The sequence below is a fragment of the Pseudomonas putida genome (assembly GCF_050990305.1).
Lineage (GTDB): Bacteria > Pseudomonadota > Gammaproteobacteria > Pseudomonadales > Pseudomonadaceae > Aquipseudomonas > Aquipseudomonas putida_AH.
Genome location: NZ_CP158817.1, coordinates 5,528,214 through 5,544,846 on the forward strand (window position 1 = coordinate 5,528,214; position 16,633 = coordinate 5,544,846).

Below are 16,633 nucleotides of genomic sequence, written 5' to 3' on the forward strand. Positions count from 1 at the left end.
CACCCGTCGGCCCGGCAATCATGGCTGAAAAATCGGATTTGACAAGCCAAGCGCTTGCTTGGTGGGACTGGCGTGCCATTTCAGGCACGCCAAAGGGCGCTCAAAGCGTCGAAAGGAAGGTGCTGTTGGTGGCCTGCCATTCGGTGATGTCGAGGCGAATTTTCTTCTTGTCGAGTTTACCGACACTGGTCTTGGGAATTTCAGTAACAAGGGCGATCTGGCTCGGGATGGCCCACTTGCTCAGGTGCCCCAATTCCACGAACGGCTTGAGGTGTTCCTTGAGTTCCCTGGCCCCGATTTCATGGCCCTCACGTAGCACCAGCAAGGCAAACGGCCGCTCACCCCACTGCGGATCGGCAATTCCTACCACTGCTACTTCACGTACCGCCGCGTGACGACTGATCAGATCCTCGAGGTCGAGGGAGGAAATCCACTCACCGCCGGTCTTGATGACGTCCTTGATCCGGTCCCGAATATCAATCACGCCCATGCCGTCCAGGGTCGCCACGTCACCGGTGTGCAGCCAGCCCCCAGCCCAGAGCTCGGCGCCCTTGTGCGGTTCGTTGAAATACCCCTCGGTCAGCCAGGGGGCTCGCAACACCAGTTCGCCCTGGGTCTCACCATCAGCAGGCAGGAAGTTGCCATCAGCGTCGACGATCGCCGCTTCCACCAGAGGCCCCGGCACACCGGCCTTGATCCGGTAGGTGGTGCGCTCGTCTTCCGTTCCCGCCATCAGCTCATCGTTGAGGTGTGCGCACGACACCAGCGGCCCGGTTTCCGACATGCCATAAGCCGCGGTCAATTGAATGCCTTTGGCCTTGGCCGCATCGTACAAAGCGCGATTGAGCGCGCTCCCGCCGATGACGATTTTCCAGCCACCGAAGTCCGTGTCTTGTGCCGACTTGGCATTGAGGACCATTTGCAGGATGGTCGGCACGCAGTGAGAGAAAGAGACCTTCTCCTTGCGCCACAACTGCACCAGGAACTCCGGATCGTAGCGACCGGGATAAACCTGCTTGAGCCCGAGCATGGTCGCCACGTACGGCAGGCCCCAGGCATGCACGTGGAACATCGGGGTGATCGGCATGTACACGTCGTTGGTGCCCAGCAGGCGCACGCTGTCGATGGCGCCCATGATGGACGTCACACCCATGGTGTGCAGGACCAATTGCCGATGGGTGAAATACACACCTTTGGGATTACCGGTGGTACCCGTGGTGTAGAACGTGGTCGCGACCGAGTTTTCGTCGAAGTCCTGGAAGTCATACTGCGGACTTGCGGCCGCCAGCAACTGCTCGTACTCGCCGATGAGGTTGGGCAAGTCTGCGGTCTTTTCGGGCAGGTCGGTCAACAGCAGGGTTTTCTCGACGGTGGTCAGGTGGCCGGCAATCGCGTTGTACAACCCCACGAACTCACTGTTGACCAGCACATAGCGGTCCACGGCGTGGTTCATGGTGTAAAGAATCTGCTCCGGCGACAGGCGCACGTTGATGGTGTGGATCACTGCACCGATCATTGGAATGGCAAACATGCATTCCAGATAACGGTGACTGTCCCAATCCATGACCGCTACGGTGTCTCCGGGCTTGACCCCGGCCGCCGTCAGCACATTGGCCAGTCGCGCGACCCGCTCGATCAGGGTCGGATAGCTGTAGCGCAACTGATCGCGATAAACGATCTCACGGGTTTTCTCATAACGCGTACCGGACATCAAAAGCCGTTTGATCAGCAGCGGATACTGGTAAGCGCCTTCGGCTGGGGGAATAACGCGTGTCTGCAACATAAGAATCCCTTTTCTGACTGCACGGTCGTGGCTGAAAGTAAGCACTGTAGTGCCCCTTTTCGCCGGCCAAATCAGCCAAAGGAATGATTTGCAGAGCCGTACAAATGCTAGCGTTGCGCCAGCATTCATGAGATTCGACTCCCTCAAATGTAGGAGCTGCCGAAGGCTGCGATCTTTTGATCTTAAAAAAACTAAATCAAAAGATCGCAGCCTCGTTGCACTCGACAGCTCCTACAGGGATATAGGTTTAATCAATGCATCTCGGTGAACGCGAGCTTCACGCCGATGGCGATCAGTACCGCGCCCATGGTCCGGTCGAACCAATGACCCATGCGGGCGAAACCGGCGCGCACGCGTTGCTGGCTGAACAGCATGGCCACCAGGCAGAACCAGGTCGCCGTCGCCGCCGCCAGGTAAATCCCGTAACCGGCCTGCACCGTCAGCGGTGTGTGCGGGTTGATCACCACGGTGAACAGCGAAAGGAAGAACAAGGTGGCTTTCGGGTTGAGACCGTTGGTGACAAAACCTGAGGTGAAGGCGCCACGCGCTGTGCGCACGCCTGCTTCTTTATGCAGATCGTCCGTGACCGGTTTGGCCGGTTGCGCCCGCAATGCCTTGAAGCCGATGTACAGCAGATAAGCAGCAGCGGCCCATTTCAGGGCATTGAACAGCACGATGGACTGGGACACGATCAGTCCGATACCCAGCAACGAATAGCCCACATGCAGGAAAATCGCCGTGCCGACGCCCAACGCCGTCCAGGTGCCAGCGCGACGACCGTGAGTCACGCTTTCACGTACTACCACGGCAAAGTCCGGGCCGGGGCTGGCCACGGCCAGCAGGTGAATCAGGGCAACGGTCAAGAATTCTGTCCAGTACATACGGGTTCCTTTGGGACTGGATGATCAATTGAGCTTTCAGGAAAAACACCATCTGTGGCGAGGGAGCTCGCTCCCGTTCAGCTGCCAAGCAGCAGTAAACCGGTAGACGCTGTTTGCCTGTTAAAACTCGGTTGTCTGTATTGGGGCCGCTGCGCAGCCCAGCGAGAGCAAGCTCCCTCGCCACAGGTTTGTGAGCGCTTCAGCAGCACGTAACTATTTATTTCATCTGATAGGCTGCGCAGATTACGCCTTCAGTTCATTGCACAAAAGGTACAGTTGATGACGAACATTCGCCGCGCCGTTTTCCTCGACCATCCGTCCCTGGACTTGGGCGACCTCGACCTCAGCCCGTTGCGCGAGTGCTTCAGCGAATTGCAATTGTTCGCCCAGACACTGCCTGATCAAGTGATCGAACACCTCAAGGGCGCCACGGTCGCCATCACCAACAAGATCGTGATCGATGCCGCAGTCATCGCCGCCAGCCCCGAGCTGAAGCTGATCCTGATCACCGCCACCGGCACCAATAACGTCGACCTTGCCGCGGCCCGCGCCCATGGAATCACGGTGTGCAACTGCCAGGGGTATGGCACGCCATCGGTGGCCCAACACACGATCATGCTGTTGCTCAACCTGGCGACGCGTTTGGCCGATTACCAAAAAGCTGTCGGTGAAGGACGCTGGCAGCAGGCCAAGCAGTTTTGCCTGCTGGATTACCCGATCGTCGAACTGGAAGGCAAAACCCTCGGTCTGCTCGGTCATGGCGAGCTGGGTGGCGCGGTGGCGCGACTGGCCGAAGCCTTCGGCATGCGCGTATTGCTGGGCCAGATTCCGGGGCGCCCTGCCCGGCCCGACCGTTTGCCGCTGGACGAGTTGCTCCCGCAGATCGACGCACTGACCCTGCATTGCCCGCTCAACGAACATACCCGGCACTTTATCGGTGCCCGGGAACTGGCCTCGATGAAACCGGGTGCCTTCGTGGTCAACACCGCCCGTGGCGGCCTGATCGATGAGCAAGCATTGGCCGATGCCTTGCGCAACGGTCACTTGGGCGGCGCGGCCACCGACGTGTTGAGCGTGGAGCCACCGGTCAACGGCAACCCGTTACTGGCCCACGACATCCCACGGTTGATCGTGACCCCGCACAATGCCTGGGGCAGCCGCGAAGCACGGCAGCGAATCGTGGGCCAGGTAACCGAAAACGCCTTGGGATACTTCAGCGGTAAGGCACTGCGGGTCGTCAGTTGATAAACTGCGGCACTTTTTTTCACAGGAGCAGTTATGGATCCGCGCAGTGAAGTACTGCTTCGTCAGGCTGAATTATTCCAAGGCTCGGTGCTGTTGGCCGGTTTGCCTGCCGACGACTTGCTCGGCCGTCTGCCCGACGCACGCGGTTGGTGCTGGCATGCCGGTGATCAAGCCGCGCTCGATGCACGCTTTGCCGGACGCAGCGATTTTGGCGTGAACGTGCCGGAATTCGAATTTGAAGCCGCCGTGGTCTTTCTGCCCAAGGCCAAGGATCTGACCGACTACATTCTCAACGCCGTCGCCTCACGACTGGAAGGTCGTGAGGTGTATTTGGTCGGCGAGAAAAAAAGCGGTATCGAAGGCGCGGCCAAGCAGCTGAATCCCTTTGGCAAGCCGCGAAAGCTCGACAGCGCACGGCATTGCCAGCTCTGGCAGGTCACCGTGGCCAACGCGCCACAAGCCAAACCACTGGAAAGCCTGGCCCAGGAATACGAACTGCCGCTGGCCGAAGGACCGCTCAAAGTCATCAGCCTGCCGGGGGTGTTCAGCCACGGCAGACTGGATCGCGGCAGTGCATTGCTGCTCGAGCACCTGGACAAACTGCCGAGCGGCCATTTGCTGGATTTCGGTTGCGGTGCCGGCGTTTTGGGGGCGACGGTAAAGCGTCGTTATCCACACAATCAGGTCACCCTGCTGGACGTGGACGCATTTGCCGCAGCCAGCAGCCGTCTGACCCTGGCCGCCAACGGTCTGGAAGCCGACGTCATTACCGGCGATGGCATCGACGCAGCACCCATGGGTTTGAACGCGATTCTGAGCAATCCGCCGTTTCATGTCGGGGTTCACACCGACTATTACGCCACCGAGAACTTGCTGCGAAAAGCAGCAAAACATCTGAAAAATGGCGGTGAACTACGGCTGGTTGCCAATAGTTTCCTCAAGTACCAACCACTGATTGAAGAGCACCTTGGGCCGTGTGCAATCAAGGCTGAGGGGAACGGATTCAGGATCTACCGGGCCAAGCGCGGCTAAAAATTTGTGCTTGCTCAATCGGATTTGCCTAGGCAGAATCCGCTCCGTCCTAGGGGAGTAGTCTCCCACGAGCGCCATGCTCGTCCGGCATGCGTCAACATACTTGGTCCTCAGACCATGGCGCATGCGACCCAAGCGACCGCATCAGACGGATCGCAGGGTTTGACAAGACCTATGACACGAACACCTTACCCGGGGCGGGAAGGCTGTACGTGTCATAGCCGTGTCGACCCGCCCCTTAGGAAAACCCCTGATGCTGGATTCATTACTCGTTCCCACCGCAATCGTTGCCTTGGCCGAAATCGGCGACAAGACGCAACTGCTCGCGCTCATCCTTGCTGCCCGCTTCCGCAAACCCTGGCCGATCATCGCCGGCATTGTTGCCGCGACCCTGGCCAACCACGCGGCAGCCGGTGCGGTAGGCGCCTGGGTCGGTAGCTTCTTCTCCGACACGTTATTGCACTGGATCCTCGCAGCGAGCTTCGCCGCGACCGCCCTGTGGACCCTCGTACCGGACAAGATGGATGACGACGAAGCCAGCACTGCCCGCAAATTCGGGCCGTTCCTGACCACGCTCATTGCGTTCTTCCTGGCAGAAATCGGTGACAAGACTCAAATCGCGACCGTGATGCTGGCGGCGCAGTATCCGGAGTTGTGGCTGGTGATTATCGGCACCACGGCCGGGATGTTGATTGCCAACGTGCCGGTGGTTCTGGCGGGTAACTTCGCCGCGGATAAATTGCCACTGACGTTGATTCGTCGACTGGCGGCGTCGGCGTTCTTCATCCTGGCGATTGTCGCGGTGTACAAGGCGATGCAGAGCAGTGGGTGGGTTTGACGAGATAGGTCGATAGACCGCGTTATCGTTCTTCGCGGACAAGTCTCGCTCCTACAGGTATTTCAACCGTAGGAGCGTGCGATGCGGCGACCCGACTTGCCCGCGAAGGCGTCAGCAGTCAGATCACAAATCTACTTTTTGGCCTGCTCGTAAAGCGGCATCACCTTCGGAATCGCTGCCTGCAACGCTGCAGTCCGACTACTGGAAGACGGGTGAGTGCTCATGAACTCCGGCGGTGAGCCTTCGTTGGCCTTGCTCATTTTGCCCCACAGGCTGATCGCGGCGTTCGGGTTGTAGCCGGCGCGTGCAGCCAACTCAAGGCCAATCAAATCCGCCTCGTTTTCGTTTTCGCGGCTGTTGGGCAACGTCATGCCGTAGTTGGCGACCGTGTCCGCCAGTGCCAGGGTGTCCTGACCCAGACCGAGCAAGGTACCTGCCCCCTGCTTGGCCATCTCGATGCCGTATGCCTTGGACATCGCCTCACGACCGTGCTCACGCAGGGCGTGGGCGATTTCATGCCCCATCACCGCGGCGATTTCATCGTCGGTCAGTTGCAGCTTGTCGATCAGCCCGGTGTAGAAAATGATCTTGCCGCCAGGCCCGCAGTTGGCATTGAGTTCATCACTCTTGATCAGATTGACTTCCCACTTCCACTGAGCGGCGTCCGGACGGAAATGCGGTGCCTGGGCAATCAACCGATCGGCAATCGCCTGAACTCGCTTGGCATCGGTGCTGTTCTTGTCCAATACGCCCTTGTTGGTCGCATCACCGACGGTCTTTTGATAAGACTGGGCATACATCTGGTCGACCTCTTCGGAGGACAACATGCTGAACATGTACTGTTTGCGCTCAACACCTACAGCACCCGCGCTGGTGGTATTGACCGACTGGCAGCCAGTGAACAGCAGGCTTGCGCTCAGTCCACACAACACCAATATCTTGTTCATCAAAAAAACTCCCTAAAAACATCCCTTTATCGTAGGCGCGGAAATGTGTCGGCGCTAGATACAACGAAGGTAAGACGCCAACTTTTGAGAGAGTGCTCAAAGCCGTCAGAAAAAATTCAGAGACAGAGAAAGGCCACGGACGAAAGCACGCGGCACGCGGCAAAAGCGGCGGTTGATCAATCAGTTCAAGGTCTGACCCAAAGGCCTCTTCGCGGGCAAGCCTCGCTCCTACGGGTTCAGCGATCCCCTGTAGGAGCGAGGCTTGCCCGCGAATGCGTCAGCACAGGCGCCGAATCAACCCGGGGTCAGGCACTCCGGCCCATTGAGCTTCGGATCATTGACCATATTCGCCAGCACTCGCTCGCGCAATGCGGCAGGTTCGCTGGCCAGCAGGGCTTGCAAGGTGTGCAACGGTGTTTGCGGATCGAGCCAGGCGTCCTGCGCCGCCGCATCGAGAATCAACGGCCGGCGCTGACTGGCCGCCGGTTGAGTGATCACCGCCGTGCTCAGCCACACCTGTTCCTGCACCGGATACGCTTCCCATATCGCCGCGAAAAACAGCGATGAACCTTCCCCCGGCGTCAGCCAGTACGGGCGCTTGCGCGTGGTGCCGCGCCATTCGTAGAAACCGTTGGCCGGCAGCAGGCAACGGCGCAGTCGCAGGGCTTCGCGAAACATTGGCTGCTCAGCCACCGTTTCGGCCCGGGCATGGGCCGGGGTGCGGGACAGGTCCGTCAGCCACGGCGGCGTCAGCCCCCAACGCGCGCGTGCCAACCCACGTTGCCCTTTCTCGTCGGCACGCAGGATCAACACCGAATCATTGGGGGAAATGTTCCACTGGGCCTGCTGATCGGCGGGGAAGCCAGGCAGGGCCGCGAAGGCGGGGTTCCAGCGAAACAGGGCATAACGTCCACACATGGGGCAGTACGACTCTTGATCAAACGAACGCCAGCCTAACAGACCAGCGTGCCGGGAAAGCTCTCCGGTTCATCGCCAGGGAGCGGCAGCGCGGCATTGTACGCACGGATCAGCTCGCGGGCGTAATCGGCCTGGTCGTTCTCCACCGCCAACCCCAGCAAGCCGAAGATCGGCAGTTCGCCACTGGCGCCGACCAAATCGCGGCCCACCAGATGCGCCTCGATGCCTTCGCTGGCGAGCATGCCCTGTAGCAACTCGCCCTCCATCAGGTTTTCCGGTTCGTAGATTCGCTGCATGGAAGCCCCTCAATCGTTCTCGCTGAACACTTCGAGATGCCACTCGTCTTCATGAACCTGCAAAACAAAGGTGATCGGCCGGCAGCACACCTGACAGTCTTCAATATAGGTCTGATCCCCACCGGATAGATCCAGCGTGGTCTCGACTTCCTCACCACAATACGGACATTCATAAACTGCAGCTTCCAGCATCGCGGTCTCCCGGGTGACTTGTGCGTATAATCGCCGGTCTATTTGCAGGGCTATTTTTGTCTGGCTACTTTTTCAGACCGTGCCCCGCCGTATTTCGATCAGAACCTTTACTTACCCTAGCCGTTTCTAACAAGAGAGCATGATGGGCGAATTCGATGCCATCCGACCTTACGACGACAGCGAAGTCCCAGCGGTGCTGGCAAGACTGCTCGGCGACAAGGCGTTTCTAGATATCCTCACCCACTTCCGCTTTCCGCGTTTTGCCGGCGCTTTAGGCTGGGCGCTCAAACCCCTTATAGCTCATCGTCTGCGCCGCGAGTTCGCCGGCATCACGTCGGTGGCCACGTTGCAGGACAAAGTCGAGTACTACGTCGACCACACCATCGAACGCGCCACGGACGGGGTGACCTACACCGGTGTCGAGCAGTTCAAGTCCGGCAGCGCCTATCTGTTCATCGCCAACCACCGCGATATCGTGATGGACCCGGCCTTCGTCAACTACGCCGTGTACCACGCCGGCCTGCCGACTCCGCGCATTGCCATTGGCGACAACCTGCTGCAAAAGCCTTTCGTCAGCGATCTGATGCGCCTGAACAAGAGCTTTATCGTGCACCGTTCGATCACCGGGCGCCGCGAAAAAATGGCGGCGTATCAGTTGCTCTCCGCCTACATCAACCATTCGATCCGCAACGATTGCGCCTCGATCTGGATCGCCCAGGCCGAAGGCCGGGCCAAGGACGGCGACGACCGTACCGAGTCGGCGATTCTCAAGATGTTCCACATGAGCCGCAAGGACGAGCCGTTCGGCGAAGTCATCCGCTCGTTGAACCTGACGCCCGTGTCGATCAGCTACGAATACGACCCCTGCGACCAGGCCAAGGCCCGCGAGCTCTATATCCGCGCCACCACCGGCACCTACACCAAGGCGCCAGGTGAGGACGACGTGAGCATCGCCAAGGGCATCACCGGTTACAAAGGCCGGGTGCATGTGAACTTTGCCGCGCCGATTACCGAGTTGTTCGAAGACACCAAGCAGTTAGCAGTCGAAATGGACAAGCAGATTCTGGGTGGTTATCGCTTGTTCCCGGTGCACTACCTGGCTTATGCCCAGTGGAAAGACGCCGATCCACAATTGCAGGTGCCAAAAGCCGCTGAAATATTTGCTGCCGATGAACTGGCCAAGGCCCAGGCAGAGTGGCAGCAACGACTGGATGCTTGCCCCGAGGAACATCGTCCGTTCCTGGTGCTGCAATATGCGACGCCGGTACGCAATCAGTATCGGGTGAAGGCGGGATTGCCGCTTTAACTCCGGATACAAAAACGGCGCCTGGGGCGCCGTTTTTCAAGATCATGTAGGAGCGAGCGATGCGGCGACCAAAACCTACACGCGGGTGCTGATCCAGGATACGAGCAGCGCCAAGCCGAGGCAGGCAAAGCCGAAGACGTAGAAAAACCGGTTCATGCGCAGAGTCGCCCAATCCAGCGTGGGCTCTTCGCTGGGGCGGCTCTGGCGCTGCGCCTGGAGACTGGCCATTGCACGCTGTTCGCGGCGACGGGTGGCATGCAGCAACCAGCCGCCCGGGAAGGCAAAGAACAGGGCCAACAGGTTGATCAACTTGGCGGGATGGGCGGTTAACAGCGTCATCAAATGCAGCGACATCACAAGCCTCAGTAAAAACAGGTGGCAGTTGCCGAACCGGCGACTGCGGCGCGGATTCTACCGAAAGCCTCCCCACCTGCCCTCTCTTTCCGACAAAAAACGAAACATTTGACCAATGACTGCTCTGCGTCACGGCTTCGTCATCTGAATAGGCCAGTCTGTCGCCCCTCGAAACCGACAGGGATAGCGACATGCTCCACGCTGAAAACCAGGATCGCCTCTACCTCATCAATCACAGCGACGAGCAAGAAGCCCTCGTCGGCGGCCTCGCCTTCAACGTCCAGGACCGTCACTGGCTGGTGTATTGCGCACTGGGCGGCCATCAACATGCGGATTTGCCGGAAGCGGATTTGCTGACAGGGGTGAGTGTGCTGGATTTTTACTGCGAAGCCGCCTGAAACCCCACATTCCCCTGTAGGAGCGAGGCTTGCCCGCGAAGGCGGTGTGTCAAACGACATACAGGTTGAATATAAGGCCGCCTTCGCGGGCAAGCCTCGCTCCTACAGTTGACTTTCAGCAGACATGAAAAAGCCCGGGGCCATCGTTGGCGCCGGGCTTTTTTACATCTCGCGAACGGTTATTCGCCGAGGATCTGACCCACGGTCGGGTCTTTGAACAAGCGGGTCAACGCATCGCTCAACACGTCGCCGACCAGTTTGGTATTGGTTTCCTGGTTCGGTGCCATGCCGAAACGCTGGTCCAGGGATGAACCGTAACGACCGCTGTAACGACGGTTGGCATTCTGCACATCGGAGCGGAACGTTGCACCAATGGTCGCCTCGGTCACATACATGCCTTCTTTGGGCGACTGATACTTCAGCTCGGTCAGGGTCACGGTCAGTTGTGGGGCGTTCGCAGCATTGGCCGTCGGGGTGAAACCCAACAGACGCACAGCCGCTTCGGCCTGAGCCTGCAGTTTCGGCAGGATCTGCGCGCCCTGTACGGTAATCGCGCTGGTCTCCGGGTACAGGCCACCACGGGTGCCCAGGGTTGGCGATGGACGACCGTCCACCACACGCACTACGACCGGCTGGCCGTGACCGACCGGTGCCAGTTGCGCCGTCAGCTTGGGCTCCGGGTTCAGTTGTTGCGGGCTGTGGGCGCAGCCAACCAGCGTCAAGCTAGTCACAGTGATCAAACCGAACAACAGGCGTTGCAACATGCTCTTCTCTCCAGAATCAGGCACAAACAGGCCGGCAGTATAGCGGTGCGCCACTGCGGCTAACCAGCCGCCCACCGCGATTGCTGAATTCTCTGACAAGCCCTGCCGGTCCGGGTTCGATGTCACAGATTTTTCACCCTTTTTTCACCAACACGTCACGACTGACTGGCAATCTTTGAGGCAATCACCCACAAGGTCATTTGCCATGCGCTTTCTCGTCTCAATGTTCGCGCCACGCCCCTTACATCGTTGCTTTGCCCTGCTCGATCAAAATGGCCATTGCCAGGCGTTCAAGCAGTGCAGCCTCCAGCCGATGGGTGATGGCTGGGTGGAAATCGAAGAAATCCGCCTGAACTGGTTGCACCAGCCGTTGCCTGCCAGCGCACGCATCACCCAGCATCAGCCGCGCTCGCGTACACGGCAACTGCTGACGACCTGACCAGACGCCTAATAAAAGTCATTAAACACGACCAATTCCCCGCGTTTCTTCGCTACAATCTCCCCCCGATTATAAGGACGTCTCCTGATCGGGCCTCGCAGCATCGTCAATGCCGTGGTATTGACACCCCGCACCGCCCACAGAGAGCCGCCCACACAGATCGAGTGAAGCTGGCGCGCTTGCTGTTCTTCAAGCAAAACCTCCACTTTTCGCGAATCTGCAGAGCTGTCATTACGCTCGGTCACTGAGCTGTTTGCCCGATTTGCCCGCCACGTTTTGCCTGGCGGCCAACCACCCGGGCACGGTGCCAGGCTGGGACAGCCCTTTTTTGAGGTTCACGTCTTCAAAAGAGCGTGAAAAAAACGGGTTTTCACAACTTCACAAGAGTGTGGCGAGCAAATGAATAGTTTTGCGTCTGAACATGCACCATTAGCGTCTACAACAGCCCGACGACACAGGACCGAGTACACCTCGAATACCGGAGCCTGAAGCCTGTCCGCTACGGATTTGGTTGCACAAACGGATGTATCGACCATAAGTCGAATTGCCAGCCGCCCGTTGAAATGAGTTCATATGAACTCTGATTAGACCCGGCAGGCAGCGTCCGTCGAAGTTGCAAAAAATTGCGAAGATTCGGACATGGCGATCCTGCCATGAGTTCGAGGGGCATCACTGACTCGCCCCGGAACGCCTGGCAGCCATGCCGTCAATTTGGTGCTGCAGATTTTGGAGACGCGTTAAATGGCGCATAACGAAGCAGTCGACGTAGTACTGGTAGGGGCCGGCATCATGAGCGCCACCCTGGCGGTACTGCTCAAAGAGCTCGACCCCGCGATCAAGCTGGAAGTCGTCGAGCTGATGGATTCCGGTGCCGCGGAGAGTTCCAACCCGTGGAACAACGCCGGTACCGGTCACGCCGGCCTGTGCGAGCTGAACTACACGCCGCAGTCCGCCGATGGCAAAGTCGACATCAAGAAAGCCGTGCACATCAACACCCAGTTCGAGGTGTCGAAGCAGTTCTGGTCGTACCTGACCAAAAAAGGCACCTTCGGCTCGTGCAAATCCTTCATCAGCCCGGTGCCGCACCTGAGCTTCGTGCAGGGCGACAAAGGCGTGTCGTTCCTCAAGGAACGCTTCAAGTTGCTGAGCAAGCATCACGCCTTCTCCGACATGGAGTACACCGAAGACAAAGGCAAGATGGCCGAGTGGATGCCATTGATGATGCCGGGACGTGACGCTGGCGAAGTCCTCGCCGCCACCCGCGTGATCAATGGTACCGACGTCAACTTCGGCGCCCTGACCAACCAGTTGCTCAAGCACCTGACCAGCGCACCCGATGCCCAGGTCAAGTACTGCAAGCGCGTGACGGGCCTCAAGCGTAGCAATGGCGGCTGGACCGTCAGCATCAAGGACGTCAACACCGGCAACACCCGTGAAGTCGACGCCAAGTTCGTTTTCCTGGGCGCTGGTGGCGCGGCATTGCCGCTGCTGCAAGCTTCGGGCATCGAAGAGAGCAAAGGTTTCGGCGGCTTCCCGATCAGTGGCCAGTGGCTGCGTTGCGACAATCCGGAAGTGGTCAAGCACCACCAGGCCAAGGTCTACAGCCAGGCGGCCGTGGGTTCGCCACCGATGTCCGTACCGCACCTGGACACCCGCGTCGTCGACGGCAAGAAGTCTCTGCTGTTTGGACCTTACGCCGGTTTCACCACCAAGTTCCTCAAGCATGGCTCCTTCATGGACCTGCCGATGTCGGTTCGCGCCGGCAACATCGGTCCGATGCTGGCCGTGGCGAAAAACAACATGGACCTGACCAAGTACCTGGTCAGCGAAGTGATGCAATCGATGGAGCAGCGCCTGGAATCCCTGCGTCGCTTCTACCCGGAAGCGAAAGCCGAAGACTGGCGCCTGGAAGTGGCTGGCCAACGGGTGCAGATCATCAAGAAAGACCCGAAAAAAGGCGGCGTTTTGCAGTTCGGTACCGAACTGGTGTCGGCCAAGGACGGCTCCCTCGCCGCCCTGCTCGGTGCTTCGCCAGGTGCCTCGGTGACCGTTTCGATCATGCTGGAACTGATCGAAAAATGCTTCCCGGGCAAAGCCAAAGGCGAGTGGGCTGCCAAACTGGCGGAAATCTTCCCGGCCCGCGAGAAAATCCTGGAAACCGACGCTGCGCTGTATCGCAAGATCAACTCGCAGAACAACGTCGCCCTGGAACTGGTTGAAGCCAGCAGCGAAACCGAAAGCTACGCTTGATTCGGCCCCAATAAAAACGCCCCGTCCTCATTGAGGGCGGGGCGTTTTTTATGCGTGATGAACCCAATATTGCTGGCTCACTTAACCTTGTGGCGAGGGGATTTATCCCCTCACCACAGGTATCGATTCGCCTCAGATATGATCAGCCGCGAGCCTTTTCGATCAGCTCGATGTATTCCGGCGCGTTGCGCTGATCCTGGACCAGGGCAATAAAGTTATTGCCGTGCTCGTCCTTGCCGTTCACGTCATAACCGGCCTCGACAAAGAACGTCAGGAACCGCTCGAAGTCGTCGATACGCAGGCCACGATAGGCCTTGATCAATTTGTGCAACGAAGGCGAAGTGGCGTCGACCGGTTCAAAATCGAGGAACAACTTGATCTGCTCGTCGCCGATCTCGTCACCAATCACTTGTTTCTTATCTTTACGCATTGCCGACTCCAGCTCGCAGACATTTCACGGGGCGGGCAGTTTACCCCTGCGCACGCCCGGCACTCAACGCGGACGAACACTGCCGGTGTGCAGATCGGCCCAGATGTGACCGTTGGCGTAGCTGAGGAACTGGCAATACACCGTGTCATTGCGCAACAAGTCGATCACCACCCGATACTGAGCCAACGGGTAATACAGCGTCAGCGTCTTGCTTTGCTCGTCGTAGACCGGCTTTTTCAGGCTTTTGCTTTCGCCATCGAAATTGACCAGTACTTGGCTGATCGTCGCGCCCTTGTTCAGGGATTTACCCTTGAGGCGGATCAACAGTGGCGAAGTGACCGGGATCGGTTGCTGGTTGGACTGACGCTGACTGCCGACCACCACCGAATAGTCGGTGACCTGCATCAGTTGCTGCTGTTCAGGTTCGGCATCGCGCAGGGTCAGGTCGTCCGCAGGCAGGAACTGCGCATGCATCGGCGCCGGGGCGGCGGCCAGGGGCAGGCTAAGGGTCAAAAAGAGGACGGCGCAGCCGCGGATCAACAGGTTCATGACAGGCTCCGGAATCGGGGCCGAGCACTCTAGCACGCGCGTCCCCCTGTAGGAGCGAGCATGCTCGCGATGAACCTGAGGCCACCGTGGGGTATCTGGATTCCCGCGTTATCGTTGACGACCATCGCGAGCATGCTCGCTCCTACAGGGGGGATAAATGGTTAATCGAACTGCGCGCGCATCCAGGCCTGGTACTCGGCGACGCCCGGCTCACCTTCACGGGGAGCCCAATGGGCAAGTTCACCTTCACCGACCGGGCGATAAGGGCCAGCCTTGCACTCAAACATCATGCTGTCGGCTTGCAGCACAACCAGACTGTGGAATACCCCGGCCGGCAGATCCACGCCGAGACAGTCGCCCCCCGCCTGCAGGATCTGCTTTTTTACCACCGCGCCGGCCTCATCAAATATCAACAGCCCAAGGCATCCCTTGAGGATCAGCAAGGTTTCGGCCTTGTTTTCACCCAAGTGACGGTGAGGCGCAATATAGGTGCCCGGTTGCAGTCCGACCGCCATGCGGTGGCAGGCCTCTTCCATCTGGTGGAAATTATGGTGCTGGCGGCCACGGGGATTGGCCCCGGCTTTCTCGGCCAGTTCTGTGAACAGCGTTTGATCAAGAAAGCGCGGTATGGCCATTGCTTACATGCCTTTAACGGCAAAAATCCCGTTGGCGTTGCGCCAGTAGCCTTTGTAGTCCATGCCGTAGCCGAAGATATAGCGGTCAATGCATGGCAATCCGACGAAATCGGCCTTCAGGTCCGGGCGAGCCTTGCGGTCGTGATCCTTGTCGATCAGGACGGCGGTGTGCACTTTGCGCGCGCCGGCGTGTTTGCAGAAGTCGATGATCGCGCCCAGGGTGTGACCTTCATCGAGGATGTCGTCGATGATCAACACGTCACGGTCGATGAACGAGATTTCCGGTTTGGCTTTCCAGAACAACTCGCCGCCGCTGGTTTCGTTGCGATAGCGGGTGGCGTGCAGGTAGGACGATTCCAGTGGGAAGTTCAGATGGGTCAGCAGTTTGCCGGAGAAAATCAGCCCGCCGTTCATCACACAGAACACCACCGGGTTGCTGTCCGCCAGTTGTTCATTGATTTGCGCACCGACGCGGGCGATGGCCGCCTCGACTTCAGCTTCGGTGTACAGGCAGTCAGCCTCTCGCATGATTTGACGGATATGCTCGAGATTAGCGGACATGGCGCTCTCCAAGGGATTGAGGGGGAGGGTCGATTTCGGAAAAGCGGGCAAAGGTACGCATCAAGCACGATCAGATCAAGCGTTTGTGGACTAACGTACAGTAATGTCTATAGGACAACACCCTCGGATAGATTAATCTAGGCCGGTTTTTTTGCCCGCCGCCGGAGCCTTTCCCATGTCCATCCTCGAGATCCGCCATCCGCTGATCCGTCACAAACTTGGCCTTATGCGCCGCGCAGACATCAGCACCAAGAATTTCCGTGAGCTCGCTCAGGAAGTCGGCGCCCTGCTGACCTATGAAGCCACCAAAGACCTGCCGCTGGAGACCTACGATATCGAAGGTTGGTGCGGCACCGTGTCGGTGGAAAAAATCGCTGGCAAGAAGATTACCGTGGTGCCGATCCTGCGCGCCGGTATCGGCATGCTCGAAGGCGTACTGAGCCTGATCCCGGGTGCCAAGGTCAGCGCCGTGGGCGTGGCCCGCAACGAGGAAACCCTCGAAGCCCACACTTACCTTGAAAAACTGGTACCGGAAATCGACGAACGCCTGGCGATGATCATCGACCCGATGCTCGCCACCGGCGGTTCGATGGTCGCCACCATCGACCTGTTAAAGAAGGCCGGCTGCAAAGACATCCGCGCCATGGTGCTGGTCGCCGCGCCGGAAGGCATTGCCGTGGTCGAGAAAGCTCACCCGGACGTGATCATCTATACCGCTTCCATCGATCAAAAACTCAACGAACACGGTTACATCATCCCGGGCCTGGGCGATGCCGGTGACAAGATCTTCGGCACCAAGCAGAAGGACGCGTGAC

20 protein-coding genes and 1 riboswitch are annotated in these 16,633 nt (G+C 58.8%); of the genes, 8 read left to right on the plus strand and 12 right to left on the minus strand.

Annotated features, from left to right (window positions below):
* Window positions 1-100: 100 nt before the first annotated feature.
* Together ABTV22_RS25045 and ABTV22_RS25050 are read right to left on the minus strand one after the other, a co-directional pair.
* Window positions 101-1,783, minus strand: a complete 1,683-nt coding sequence (locus tag ABTV22_RS25045) for a fatty acid--CoA ligase (RefSeq protein WP_433737077.1) — start codon at window positions 1,781-1,783, stop codon at window positions 101-103.
* Between the two features lie 251 nt (window positions 1,784-2,034).
* Window positions 2,035-2,664 (minus strand): LysE family translocator, encoded by a 630-nt coding sequence (locus tag ABTV22_RS25050; protein WP_433737078.1) that lies wholly within the window; start codon window positions 2,662-2,664, stop codon window positions 2,035-2,037.
* 279 nt (window positions 2,665-2,943) lie between these two features.
* On the opposite strand from ABTV22_RS25050, the gene ABTV22_RS25055 reads away from it, so the two are divergent.
* The 3 genes from ABTV22_RS25055 to ABTV22_RS25065 all read left to right on the plus strand — a co-directional run bounded on the left by ABTV22_RS25055 (window position 2,944) and on the right by ABTV22_RS25065 (window position 5,779).
* The gene (locus tag ABTV22_RS25055) at window positions 2,944-3,909 is read left to right on the plus strand and encodes a 2-hydroxyacid dehydrogenase (protein ID WP_433737079.1); all 966 of its coding nucleotides are present in this window, start codon (window positions 2,944-2,946) and stop codon (window positions 3,907-3,909) included.
* Window positions 3,910-3,942: 33 nt separating this feature from the next.
* Window positions 3,943-4,941: a methyltransferase gene (locus ABTV22_RS25060; RefSeq protein WP_433737080.1), complete on the plus strand. Its 999-nt coding sequence runs from the start codon at window positions 3,943-3,945 to the stop codon at window positions 4,939-4,941.
* Between the two features lie 39 nt (window positions 4,942-4,980).
* A riboswitch (yybP-ykoY riboswitch) is annotated at window positions 4,981-5,105 on the plus strand.
* 89 nt (window positions 5,106-5,194) lie between these two features.
* Entirely contained in the window at window positions 5,195-5,779 is a 585-nt protein-coding gene (locus tag ABTV22_RS25065; protein WP_057398025.1) for a TMEM165/GDT1 family protein, read from the plus strand.
* A 131-nt stretch (window positions 5,780-5,910) separates the two neighbouring features.
* Here the strand turns inward: ABTV22_RS25065 and ABTV22_RS25070 are convergent, their stop codons facing one another.
* The 4 genes from ABTV22_RS25070 to ABTV22_RS25085 all read right to left on the minus strand — a co-directional run bounded on the left by ABTV22_RS25070 (window position 5,911) and on the right by ABTV22_RS25085 (window position 8,132).
* A complete protein-coding gene (locus ABTV22_RS25070) occupies window positions 5,911-6,726 on the minus strand; it encodes a M48 family metallopeptidase (protein ID WP_433737081.1) in 816 nt (271 codons plus the stop codon).
* Between the two features lie 294 nt (window positions 6,727-7,020).
* The gene (locus ABTV22_RS25075; protein ID WP_433737082.1) at window positions 7,021-7,644 is read right to left on the minus strand and encodes an SOS response-associated peptidase; all 624 of its coding nucleotides are present in this window, start codon (window positions 7,642-7,644) and stop codon (window positions 7,021-7,023) included.
* A gap of 35 nt (window positions 7,645-7,679) precedes the next feature.
* Window positions 7,680-7,940 carry a putative signal transducing protein gene (locus ABTV22_RS25080; protein ID WP_433737083.1) on the minus strand — a complete coding sequence of 87 codons (261 nt, stop codon included), beginning with the start codon at window positions 7,938-7,940 and terminating at the stop codon, window positions 7,680-7,682.
* A gap of 9 nt (window positions 7,941-7,949) precedes the next feature.
* On the minus strand, window positions 7,950-8,132 hold the full coding sequence (locus tag ABTV22_RS25085; protein WP_433737084.1) for a CPXCG motif-containing cysteine-rich protein: 183 nt from the start codon (window positions 8,130-8,132) through the stop codon (window positions 7,950-7,952).
* 139 nt (window positions 8,133-8,271) lie between these two features.
* Between ABTV22_RS25085 and ABTV22_RS25090 the strand changes: the two genes are divergently transcribed.
* The gene (locus tag ABTV22_RS25090; RefSeq protein WP_433737085.1) at window positions 8,272-9,438 is read left to right on the plus strand and encodes a 1-acyl-sn-glycerol-3-phosphate acyltransferase; all 1,167 of its coding nucleotides are present in this window, start codon (window positions 8,272-8,274) and stop codon (window positions 9,436-9,438) included.
* A gap of 75 nt (window positions 9,439-9,513) precedes the next feature.
* Here ABTV22_RS25090 and ABTV22_RS25095 read toward each other — a convergent pair whose 3' ends face one another.
* On the minus strand, window positions 9,514-9,792 hold the full coding sequence (locus ABTV22_RS25095) for a hypothetical protein (RefSeq protein ID WP_433737086.1): 279 nt from the start codon (window positions 9,790-9,792) through the stop codon (window positions 9,514-9,516).
* 191 nt (window positions 9,793-9,983) lie between these two features.
* Here ABTV22_RS25095 and ABTV22_RS25100 point away from each other — a divergent pair, with 191 nt between their 5' ends.
* The gene (locus ABTV22_RS25100; RefSeq protein WP_433737087.1) at window positions 9,984-10,190 is read left to right on the plus strand and encodes a hypothetical protein; all 207 of its coding nucleotides are present in this window, start codon (window positions 9,984-9,986) and stop codon (window positions 10,188-10,190) included.
* Between the two features lie 179 nt (window positions 10,191-10,369).
* Here the strand turns inward: ABTV22_RS25100 and ABTV22_RS25105 are convergent, their stop codons facing one another.
* The gene (locus ABTV22_RS25105) at window positions 10,370-10,954 is read right to left on the minus strand and encodes a YajG family lipoprotein (RefSeq protein WP_433737088.1); all 585 of its coding nucleotides are present in this window, start codon (window positions 10,952-10,954) and stop codon (window positions 10,370-10,372) included.
* 205 nt (window positions 10,955-11,159) lie between these two features.
* Between ABTV22_RS25105 and ABTV22_RS25110 the strand changes: the two genes are divergently transcribed.
* Both ABTV22_RS25110 and mqo read left to right on the plus strand, forming a co-directional pair.
* Window positions 11,160-11,393: a hypothetical protein gene (locus tag ABTV22_RS25110; RefSeq protein ID WP_433737089.1), complete on the plus strand. Its 234-nt coding sequence runs from the start codon at window positions 11,160-11,162 to the stop codon at window positions 11,391-11,393.
* 741 nt (window positions 11,394-12,134) lie between these two features.
* The gene (mqo, locus tag ABTV22_RS25115) at window positions 12,135-13,643 is read left to right on the plus strand and encodes a malate dehydrogenase (quinone) (protein ID WP_433737090.1); all 1,509 of its coding nucleotides are present in this window, start codon (window positions 12,135-12,137) and stop codon (window positions 13,641-13,643) included.
* A 142-nt stretch (window positions 13,644-13,785) separates the two neighbouring features.
* On the opposite strand, the gene ABTV22_RS25120 is transcribed toward mqo, so the two are convergent.
* The 4 genes from ABTV22_RS25120 to ABTV22_RS25135 form a co-directional block, all read right to left on the minus strand.
* Window positions 13,786-14,073 (minus strand): PA4642 family protein, encoded by a 288-nt coding sequence (locus ABTV22_RS25120; protein ID WP_433737091.1) that lies wholly within the window; start codon window positions 14,071-14,073, stop codon window positions 13,786-13,788.
* Between the two features lie 63 nt (window positions 14,074-14,136).
* The gene (locus ABTV22_RS25125; protein ID WP_433737092.1) at window positions 14,137-14,622 is read right to left on the minus strand and encodes a hypothetical protein; all 486 of its coding nucleotides are present in this window, start codon (window positions 14,620-14,622) and stop codon (window positions 14,137-14,139) included.
* 161 nt (window positions 14,623-14,783) lie between these two features.
* Entirely contained in the window at window positions 14,784-15,257 is a 474-nt protein-coding gene (locus tag ABTV22_RS25130) for a WbuC family cupin fold metalloprotein (RefSeq protein WP_433737093.1), read from the minus strand.
* A 3-nt stretch (window positions 15,258-15,260) separates the two neighbouring features.
* Window positions 15,261-15,818 carry a hypoxanthine-guanine phosphoribosyltransferase gene (locus ABTV22_RS25135; RefSeq protein WP_433737094.1) on the minus strand — a complete coding sequence of 186 codons (558 nt, stop codon included), beginning with the start codon at window positions 15,816-15,818 and terminating at the stop codon, window positions 15,261-15,263.
* Between the two features lie 175 nt (window positions 15,819-15,993).
* Between ABTV22_RS25135 and upp the strand changes: the two genes are divergently transcribed.
* Window positions 15,994-16,632 (plus strand): uracil phosphoribosyltransferase, encoded by a 639-nt coding sequence (gene upp / locus ABTV22_RS25140; protein WP_433737096.1) that lies wholly within the window; start codon window positions 15,994-15,996, stop codon window positions 16,630-16,632.
* Window position 16,633: the final 1 nt, after the last annotated feature.